Annotated in this window: 5 protein-coding genes and 1 pseudogene; 2 read left to right on the top strand and 4 right to left on the bottom strand. The window is 41.7% G+C overall.

Annotation, left to right across the window (positions count from 1 at the left end; translation table 11 throughout):
* On the top strand, nt 1-1,697 hold a 1,697-nt coding region (locus AB4496_RS25315; protein WP_372132582.1), incomplete at its 5' end, for a M3 family metallopeptidase.
* Between the two features lie 94 nt (nt 1,698-1,791).
* On the opposite strand, the gene AB4496_RS25310 is transcribed toward AB4496_RS25315, so the two are convergent.
* The 3 genes from AB4496_RS25310 to AB4496_RS25300 form a co-directional block, all read right to left on the bottom strand.
* Nucleotides 1,792-2,103, bottom strand: a complete 312-nt coding sequence (locus tag AB4496_RS25310) for a hypothetical protein (protein ID WP_029222827.1) — start codon at nt 2,101-2,103, stop codon at nt 1,792-1,794.
* Nucleotides 2,104-2,275: 172 nt separating this feature from the next.
* Nucleotides 2,276-3,316: a porin gene (locus AB4496_RS25305; protein ID WP_102258189.1), complete on the bottom strand. Its 1,041-nt coding sequence runs from the start codon at nt 3,314-3,316 to the stop codon at nt 2,276-2,278.
* A 155-nt stretch (nt 3,317-3,471) separates the two neighbouring features.
* Complete coding sequence (locus AB4496_RS25300; protein ID WP_372069590.1) at nt 3,472-4,344, bottom strand: DUF3187 family protein; 873 nt, start codon at nt 4,342-4,344, stop codon at nt 3,472-3,474.
* 304 nt (nt 4,345-4,648) lie between these two features.
* Here AB4496_RS25300 and AB4496_RS25295 point away from each other — a divergent pair, with 304 nt between their 5' ends.
* On the top strand, nt 4,649-5,443 hold the full coding sequence (locus tag AB4496_RS25295; protein ID WP_102258190.1) for a response regulator transcription factor: 795 nt from the start codon (nt 4,649-4,651) through the stop codon (nt 5,441-5,443).
* A gap of 110 nt (nt 5,444-5,553) precedes the next feature.
* Here the strand turns inward: AB4496_RS25295 and AB4496_RS25290 are convergent.
* Nucleotides 5,554-6,092, bottom strand: a pseudogene (locus AB4496_RS25290) (recombinase A); the annotation flags it as partial.

Here is a 6,092-nt window from a genome sequence, read left to right as displayed (position 1 = left end):
CTATCGAAACGCAGCTAGCTACTATCGAAACGCAGCTAGCTACTATCGAAGAAATTCAAGACCCTCAAGAAAAAGAGAGCACGCTAACAGGCTTGAATGGTTGGTTAGCGACCTTTAGATCTCACGCTATTGAGTCTGAGCAGTCACAGAAGCTTAAAGCCGAACTCATAAAGTTTGAGGCTGAACTGTTTGAGAAAAAACAGAATCATGTAATGACTTACGTGAATGAAGCGGGCGACGACACTGAAGGGTCGTTACCGGTTCTAGGTTCAACAATAAGAACCAATAGTAATGAAAAAGTTAGGCTTTCAGCTCACCAAACACTACTAGGTTTAGAGCAGTGGCTGCTGGCTAACGGCTTCATTGAACTCATCAAAAAACGCAACCAGTTTGCTCAATCGCTGGGTTTCAAAACCTTTTTTGACTATTCCGTCGTTAAAACCGAGCAGATGACAACTGAGCAACTGTTTACAATTCTGGATGACTTTGAAGTTCGCACGCGAGATAACCATCAACAAAGCCTAGAGAGCTTAACTCAGAAAAAAGGTCAGAGCGCTCTAGAAGCCCATAATTTCACCTACTCTTTTTCAGGTGACGTCATGAATGACTTAGACCCTTATGTTCCATTTTCAAAGTCACTAAGGCGTTGGGTTGAGTCTTTTGGTCGTCTTAATATCGAATACTCACAAGCAACATTGAAATTAGATTTGCTTGATCGTAAAGGAAAGTATCCAAACGGTTTCTGTCATGGGCCAGTTCCTTCTTTCTACGATCAAGATACTTGGGTAGCTGCACAGGTCAACTTCACGAGCAACGCCAAGCCCGACCAAATCGGCAGCGGTTATGATGGTATCAATACGCTGTTTCACGAGGGCGGCCACGCTGCACATTTCGCTAATGTTAAAATGAATGCGCCTTGTTTCTCTCAAGAATTTGCACCAACATCGATGGCTTATGCCGAAACTCAATCCATGTTCTGTGACAGCTTATTGAATGACGCCGATTGGCTAAAACAATATGCCCTGGATTCAGAAGGCCAAGCAGTACCTGATGAGCTAATCAAAGCCATCATAGATAACAAACAACCGTTCAGAGCCTACCAAGAACGAAGCATTCTTGTTGTTCCCTATTTCGAACGAGCACTTTACGAATTGGCGGATGAAGATCTGACACCTGAAAAGATCACTGCTCTTGCTCGTAGCAGTGAGAAAACGATTCTTGGATTGGCTTGTAGCCCTCGCCCATTGATGGCGATTCCACATCTATTGTCGGATGAAGCCTCATGCGCTTACCAGGGCTACTTATTAGCTCATATGGCGGTGTATCAAACACGTGCTTATTTCACCGATAAGTTTGGCTACTTAACGGATAACCCAGAGATCGGCCCTTTGTTAGCTAAGCACTATTGGCACCAAGGCAATAGTGTGAATCATAATGGGACAATCGAAAGCCTGACTGGGGAAGGTTTTAATGCCAAGTACCTCGCTGACGAATGCAACTTATCGCCAGAAGAAGCTTGGGCTATTGAAGATCAAAAAATCAAACAGCTGTCGACAAGAGAACGAGCACCCGTCGCTGATTTGAATGCGAAGATATCAATCGTTGATGGGACAACCGAGTTGGCGAGTAATGATAAGTCAAACCATCAGATGTGTGATGAGTTTGAACACTTTATCGTTGGGCAATACGGCCGATAGCGGGTGCTGAGCATCTGTAACCAAGGTTGAACCAAAAAACTCAAACGAAAAAAAGGACGATATTTAATCGTCCTTTTTATTTACAGCATTGACCCTACACAGTGACACAATTTAAACGAGATTGAACATCAAAAATAATGTCGACAGAATCAAGGCTTCTTAGTGATTTCCTATGAATACCACATATCTGCCCTGTCAAAACAATATAAAACTTTTCTGTTTTGAGTAAATTCCAAGCTTCATCAAGAGATTCAGCATAAACCTTGTTCTTGAGATCTTGCGGGCGAGTACCTGCAACTCTTCCATGTTTACGCGCCAATTCAAATAATCCATTTCGATTCGGTTTACATGTAAACAGAGTGTCATTTCCGTAAATAACACCCTTGGCAGTAATGCTCTTAACCATTACATTCTCCAGATTATCATTCCACTCATAACACTGAGTGTCAAACCACATATCGGTTGGATACTTAAACGGCAAAACGAAGAGAACATGGTGTAACGACCGGGCATGCGACACACCATAGCAATCAGATTTAAAGTTCTTAAGCTCTCAAAGCTATTAAGCTATTAAGAGCTTAGAAGTAGTAGTAAGCTGCTGCGAATACGTGTGTTTCTTCGTCGTACTGTGCGCTAGTTGAACCCATGCGTGCACCATCAATATCTTGTTTGATATCAATACCCATGTCAGCGTTGTCTGCAATACGGTACATTGCCGCGATGTTGATGTAAGAAGCATCTACGTCCGCTTGGCCATCAAGTTCATTGCTGTTAGAGGCGTAACCAGCTGCAATTGTTAGGTCTTCAGAAACCGCGTAACCACCTGAAACGTAGTAACCCGTGTCTTTCTCAGAATCTGCGTCATCAATCCAAGAGTTCATACCTAGTGTTAGGTCACCAATTTTTACGTTACCAGTTACCGTGTAAACTTCGTAATTAGCTTCGTAATCACGGTTTTCGTAACCTGCGTATAGGTTGAATACTTCTTGCTCTAGACCGATGTAGCCGTTCACACCTTTGTCGAACTTATCATTGTTACGAGAATCTTTCGTTTCGAAGTAAGAGATACCGTAAGCGATACCGCTTGTTGCACCCTCGAACTTAACAACATTGAAGCCGTCAGAAGCATCACCAGCAGAAGCGCCAAACTCGTAAGTGTTATCACCAGCACCGTCAACTTTATCTAGTGCTGTATCATTTTCCCAACCGAATGAAGCGATACCGAAACCAGTGTCAAAACCAAGCCAAGCTTTGTCTACATCAGCAGCAGGGCCAGTATCGATGCCATTTGTCCACTTGTAGTTAACTGAATCATTCGCTGAAACGTTATTGTCTGTTGTGTAGTTCACCATCAAGTCTGTTTCGAAGTAACCAACAATACGGTTGTTACGGTAGTTTACTGCAAGTGTTAGGCCTGTAGCCCAGTCATCGTAGAATGCTTTAGAACCAGTGTCGTAGTAACCGCCAACACCCATAGCACCAGATACTGAGAATTGATCTTTATGCATTGAATCAAATGCGAACATGTCTTCATTTTGGCTGTTTTGGCTGCTTGTATTTACCGCGAAAGCTGAACTTGAAATGCTTGCAATCGCAAGTGCTACTAATGTCTTTTTCATAATAACCACTACCTATATATTGATTCGGCCTTGTTAGTCCGGCCTTTTGGAGTAGCGCTATTGTTCAAAAAAACAGGTTATTGATATACCGTAAATTTACTGAAATTTTATAGCTTCGGTGAATTTCATGAAATAAGAATATATTAATGTGTCGTTTATATTGAGAAACGTAATCCCAGAGTAAAGCCGATATCGGTGCTGTTATCCATATTGCGAATATTCTCTGTCATCAAGGCTTCTAAACTAAACCTATTGAATCGGTACCTATAACCGAGCACCACTTCATTAGACGGCTCTGAGAAATCTGGTTCATCCGTTGCCCACCCTTGATAATTTAACGATTCAATGACCAAGCTATGATGAGCATCGAATCGTAATTCATAGCCTACAGCCCAACTCGAACTGTAGTTTTCTAAGAGCACAGAATAGTCATCACCTTTGCGGTGAACTAAACCAAGAGTAACAAACACGTTGTGACGCACTGATAAATAGCTGTAATTCAGCTGAACACCTTGCTCAAAACTATTTCGCTCAAACTGCCCTTCTCGAACATTATTGTAAAACAGAGAGCCACCAGCAGAAATAAAAGAGGGGCCGTCGGAATACAACAATAATTCATTGTATAACGTGACAGCATTAGTCAGTTGATCGCCTTCAAAATCAGAAATATGAACCCCCGAGTTATTAAAATCCATAGTGAACTGATCTTGAGGAACTTCATCCCGACCATTTTGGCCGATATTAAATAAGTCATGAAAGCCCATCACAAAACTATCAAGTCCATTATCTTTGGCTGTTACCACTCGATAATCCAACTCCACCTTCCATACAGAAGATGCCTGCCATTGAACTGCAATATTCGATTGATTTTGGTAATAATCAAGACCATAAGCGTCGGTGTGTGCCCATATACTGGCTTGGGTATAAGAGGACTTGAACTCAATAGTCCCCACCCTTTTGGGCTGAGCAGAACGAAGTTGTGTTGAAAGCACATTTGAATGAATAGGTGACTGCGCATAGACAAACATTGGGGATGCGTTCGCGCTTGCAGTAGGATGAAAAAAAGTCAGTATCGAGACTGAAATACTCAGTAACGCCCTTAAACTTATCACAGTGTTTACTCGGTTGTATAAATGCCCGATTTTATTAAAAAACACCGTTCAATTAATGCAGTAGATCTACCGCTTATCATCCTAACATTTAGATTAAAGAGTTATAAAAAAACGAAAATTAGAACCTCTCGAAAATGTAAACATCTTATCTTGCACTGTGCTTTACGAACGCATAGTCTTCGGGATATTAACCTGATGAATATATTGATAGAGGAAAGGTATGTCGGCTACTAACCTAAATTTTGAACAATTGTTGATGAAGCAATCAACGACTCTCATCAATAGCGATCCTAAGTATTTTCAAGCTACTTGGTCAGAAGCGAGCTTTGACGTACTCGATTGGTTTGGGATGGATCGTTTAACACTCTACCCTAACTCAATGGTCTTACTGGAAGACGGAAAGACTTGTTCAGTATCGAAAGCGAACATACCCCCGGTCAATAAACAGAATCTCATTGGTGGCAACTATCTTGATTATTTAAAGCTGCTAAAGACCAAAAAAACTTATCTCGCGTTTTCGAAAGACGACCTCGAGAACACTCAGAATTACGTATTAAAGCAGTTATACAAAGAAGGGGGGCGATGGCACTGCATCATTCCTTTGCAACTCTTTAACCAACGCTGGGGAGCACTGTCTTTTACTAACTTTCACGACAACGATACCACTTTCGATCTCGAAGACATCCAGCGCTTAAAATTAGTCTGTGAGCTTTGGCTCTGTTATTGGCAGCACTCAACACTAGCCAGAACATTAAAGCAAAATGAGAATCGGCTAGAAGATGACAGTGACAAATTACTCTTACTCACCAAGAAGCAGACCAAAGTGTTGGCACTTATTGCTCAAGGCTTAAGTGCAAAAGAGTGTGCGGAACAGCTCCATCTAAGCTCTCGAACTATAGAATCGCATAAGTACAGAATGCTTGGGTTGCTCGATTTGAACAACCACAATGACCTCCTTCAGTTCGCGTTGCGTAATGGGTTAGGTATTACAGAAAACCTGCACACAACGCGTTAAAACAATCTATTAACCCTGTAAATCATTCTGTGTTCGGTGACCTTCAGCTATTTATATCTGAAGGGTCTGTATTTATGAAAGCTCTATATTTCTTGGTTTAAGGACACTGGCTACTCGTTACCTTCACTCAGAGCAAATTTAATTTCATCCGACGAAAAGCCTTTTCGACTTAGCATAGCGTAAGCTTTTGAGCGCTCTTTGTGATCGTTGAGGTCATAAGGTTTCTTTTGTAGTTGTTCTAAACACGAAGAGTAAAAATCCAGTTGCTCTTCGTTAATTAACCGATCGACCAATTGTGGCAATTCGCTCGTGTCTATTTGTCGCTGTCTAAGCTCTTGCTGAATAGCAGTCAAGCCTTTGCCTTTACGAGCATACTTAAGCACTTCTTTTTCCAAATCGGCTTTCTCTGCCTTAATTTGAATATTACTCTTCAGTTCATGCGCTTGTGGGTGCTGGTCAATCGCTACCTTAACTTGTTGATAGCTAAAACCACGCTTTTGCAGCGTCGCAACCAATTTTTCACGGCTCATGGTAAAGCTTGAGTAGTAGTGGTTGATTCGGTCTATCAAGATAGTTTGTTCATCAATAGACTTTTCGAAAGACACCTTATGGATAGCATCAGAAATCACTGAGTCCGTCAGGCCTTTCT

This window comes from Vibrio sp. 10N.222.46.A1 (genome assembly GCF_041473595.1).
GTDB classification, from domain to species: domain Bacteria; phylum Pseudomonadota; class Gammaproteobacteria; order Enterobacterales; family Vibrionaceae; genus Vibrio; species Vibrio tasmaniensis_A.
The sequence above is the reverse complement of the archived record's forward strand: the minus strand, read 5'-3'. Positions and strand labels throughout refer to the sequence as shown.